The sequence below is a fragment of the uncultured Agitococcus sp. genome (genome assembly GCF_937920075.1).
GTDB lineage: Bacteria > Pseudomonadota > Gammaproteobacteria > Pseudomonadales > Moraxellaceae > Agitococcus.
The window spans coordinates 1-3,374 of record NZ_CALETI010000182.1; the positions used below are offsets into that span (position 1 = coordinate 1).

Here is a 3,374-nt window from a genome sequence, read left to right on the forward strand (position 1 = left end):
ATCCTGAGTTTTTGGCACATCCTTTACAAGCATGGGTTGAAGATAAACAATTTGATGTGGAATATCATATTCGCCGTTCGGCTTTGCCCTCACCCGGTGATGAACGCGAATTAGGCATTTTGGTGTCACGTTTACACAGCCATAGTATTGATTTTCATCGTCCACCGTGGGAAGTGCATTTTATTGAAGGTTTAGAAGGTGGCCGCTTTGCCATTTATTTTAAGGTACATCATGCGTTAATTGATGGTTATACAGGCATCAAAATTTTATCCCGTAGTTTTTCTACCAATCCTGATGAAAGAGATACGCCGTTATTTTTTGTCTTACCGCCCATACCACGTGCGCCTAAACAACATGACGAGCAAGCCCCGACCCTCGAACATTTGTGGCAAGGTGTGCAATCACAATTAGATGCGACACGTGGCGCAGGCCGTGCATTAGCGGAAGTGATTAAAGCAGCGCGTCAAGATAAGCGTGAATTGGTTGTGCCAATGCAAGCACCCAAATCGCCGTTAAACCAAAAAATTAGCCGCAATCGTCGTTTTGCCACCCAACAATTTGCGACTGAACGCTTAAAGGCTGTTGCCAAAGCGGCACATGGTACACTCAATGATGTGGTGTTAGCCATTTGTGCAGGTGCGTTACGTCGCTTTTTGCAAGAGCAAGAAACTTTACCTAATGAAGCATTAACCGCAATGTTGCCTGTCAATATTCGCCCCAAAGATGACCCCGGTGGCGGTAATGCAGTAGGCGCAATTTTGGCATCATTGGCAACCGATATTGCTGATCCATTAACACGCATCAATGCCATTATTCATTCAACCACCAAAGCTAAAGAACAGCTACAAGGCATGTCTAAATCGTCGATTATGCAGTTTAGTAGTATGTTAATGGCACCCATGTTGTTGTCACAAATTCCCGGTGCAGCAGGGCGAGTACGTCCAGCCTTTAATTTAGCGATTTCTAATGTACCCGGCCCTGATAAAGCCTTGTATTTTAGAGGTTATCGTTTGGATTCTTATTATCCTGTCTCGATTCCATTTTTGGGTTATGGCCTCAATATTACCGTTGTGACTTATGTCGATACGCTAAATTTTGGTTTTATTGGTTGTCGAGATACTGTGCCGCATCTTCAACGTTTAGCCGTGTATAGTCGTGATGCTTTAGAGGAGTTAGAACAGATTTTTGGCTTAGCGAGTTAAGTTTATTAATTAATGGTTATTTGTGTACTGACCAAAATACGGTGTCAGTACACAACAATTAATAACGACCTAGCTTTGTTCAATCAACAATTCTTTATATTAAAGCTAAACTGAGATTATTAGTTTTTAATATAGAGTGTCATTATATGCCACTAATTCGTTTGGTCTATGCCAGCCAATTTGCTTCGCCCTTTAATGAGCAAGATGCCCAAGATATTATTGAGGTATCTATGAGAAATAATCGTAAACACGATATTACAGGCGTATTGTGTTATAGCAATTATTATTACTTGCAGTGCTTGGAAGGTGGTCGAGACGAAGTTAATCACTTATATCAAAAAATCGCCATGGATAAACGTCATGTACGGCCTGTGATTTTGATGTATCAAGACATTTTATATCGTCAATTTGATGATTGGTATATGGGACATATTCCTGCAATGAATATTAGTGGTGGCATGGTGCTAAAGTATTCGCGTGAACGCCAATTTAATCCTTATAGCATGACCCCTCAATCCGCCTACGAGTTTTTGGTGGAGTTATCGAGAGTCAATGCAGTGTTGGAGTGATTTTTTGCATCCTTGCAATTGAATATCTCCTTAAAACTCACATGTTGCCAATGCTGCTTTTAATTGACTCATCGCTTGACCACGATGGCTAATTTGATTTTTTAAACTCGGTTCAAGTTCGGCACTGCTACAAGCTCGCTCAGGCAACCAAAATAATGGATCATAACCAAAACCATGTTCGCCGCGTTTTTCTGGCAAAATTTCGCCATGCCAAATGCCTTGGCAAATAATTGGTAAAGGATCATTGGCATGACGCAAAAACACTAAAACACAAACAAATTGCGCTTTGAGTGGTGCTTGACCACGAAAGGGCAGCAAATCATTCAGCAATTTTTCGTTGTTGCTGCTATCTTTTGCGCCTGCCCCTGCATAACGTGCCGAATAAATACCCGGCCCACCATTCATCACATCCACACACAACCCTGAATCATCGGCTAATGCAGGTAAACCCGAAATACTGGCCGCATGACGCGCTTTAATTAACGCATTTTCAACAAAGGTTAAGCCTGTTTCATCAGCATCAGTAATCCCCAACGATTTTTGGGTGACTAATTCATAAGGATAATCTTTTAATAAACTTTGTAATTCGTGTAATTTACCTTGATTACCTGTGGCGATGACCAATTTTTGCATACAATATCCCAAGTCTTATCATGTCGTGCGAGGGCATCTATAGTAGCAGATTTCTTTAATCGACTGTTTTTAACAAGACTCAGACATCATTAATTTTTTTAGAGCAGCAAACGTGGCTAAAAAGCAGCATATTTATTTAGGATTACTCGTCATATTCATGATGGTGTTGACGATGTTTGCATGGCAAATGACAGCAAATGCGTGGCCAAGTAATGAAGAGCTTACATTTCTAAAGGCTTTTTTGTATTACCAAAGCTATATTATGCCCTTTTTTTTGGCATTAGTGATTTGGGGCTTTAAGCATAAACAAGTATCGATAGGTTTTATGTTGATTGCTGTAATAGGCTGTGTTTTAGGAATCTATGCGCGTTTTATTGAGCCTAATTTGTTGCTAGTGAAAGAATCAACCATAAAAACGGGATATTCGTTAAAAATAGCATTAATTAGTGATATGCACTATGGTTTATATTCAACGCCTTGGCAAATGCAACGTTTAGTCAATAAACTCAATACCTTAGAGGTGGATATGGTGTTGGTGGCGGGCGATTGGACGTATGAGCCAGCTAAAAATATTTCATTAACAGAGCAGCTTGCACCGTTTAAACAACTAAAACATCCTATTTACTCTGTACCAGGTAATCATGACGAAGAAATGCCAGGCCCTCCTTTAGCAAAAGAGTTAAAACAAGCTTTAATTGCCAATAACATTCGGCCTATTGAAGCAACTACGCTAGATTTGGGTAAAGTGCGTTTGGTGGGTTTAGCCGATTTATTACCTTTGGCTACCAAAGAAATACGCCTAAATGCCTTAAAACAACAAGATAAACCTTTACTGTTATTAACTCATAATCCTGAAAGTTTAGAGTATTTACCAAAGCTCACTCAGCCATTTGTTATGTTGGCAGGACATACGCATGGCGGACAGGTCAATTTGCCGATTTTGACAGAAAAAATTTTACATCTGCTGACT

At 40.1% G+C, this 3,374-nt stretch carries 4 protein-coding genes; 3 read left to right on the top strand and 1 reads right to left on the bottom strand.

Annotation, left to right across the window (positions count from 1 at the left end; all coding sequences use genetic code 11):
• A partial coding sequence (locus Q0212_RS07020; protein ID WP_297923940.1) for a wax ester/triacylglycerol synthase family O-acyltransferase occupies positions 1–1,202 on the top strand: 1,202 nt, incomplete at its 5' end.
• A 146-nt stretch (positions 1,203–1,348) separates the two neighbouring features.
• The gene (locus Q0212_RS07025; RefSeq protein ID WP_297923942.1) at positions 1,349–1,771 is read left to right on the top strand and encodes a BLUF domain-containing protein; all 423 of its coding nucleotides are present in this window, start codon (positions 1,349–1,351) and stop codon (positions 1,769–1,771) included.
• A gap of 30 nt (positions 1,772–1,801) precedes the next feature.
• Here Q0212_RS07025 and rdgB read toward each other — a convergent pair whose 3' ends face one another.
• Positions 1,802–2,404, bottom strand: a complete 603-nt coding sequence (rdgB, locus tag Q0212_RS07030) for an RdgB/HAM1 family non-canonical purine NTP pyrophosphatase (RefSeq protein ID WP_297923944.1) — start codon at positions 2,402–2,404, stop codon at positions 1,802–1,804.
• Positions 2,405–2,516: 112 nt separating this feature from the next.
• Here rdgB and Q0212_RS07035 point away from each other — a divergent pair.
• Positions 2,517–3,374: metallophosphoesterase (locus tag Q0212_RS07035; RefSeq protein ID WP_297923946.1), on the top strand; the 858-nt coding region annotated here is incomplete at its 3' end.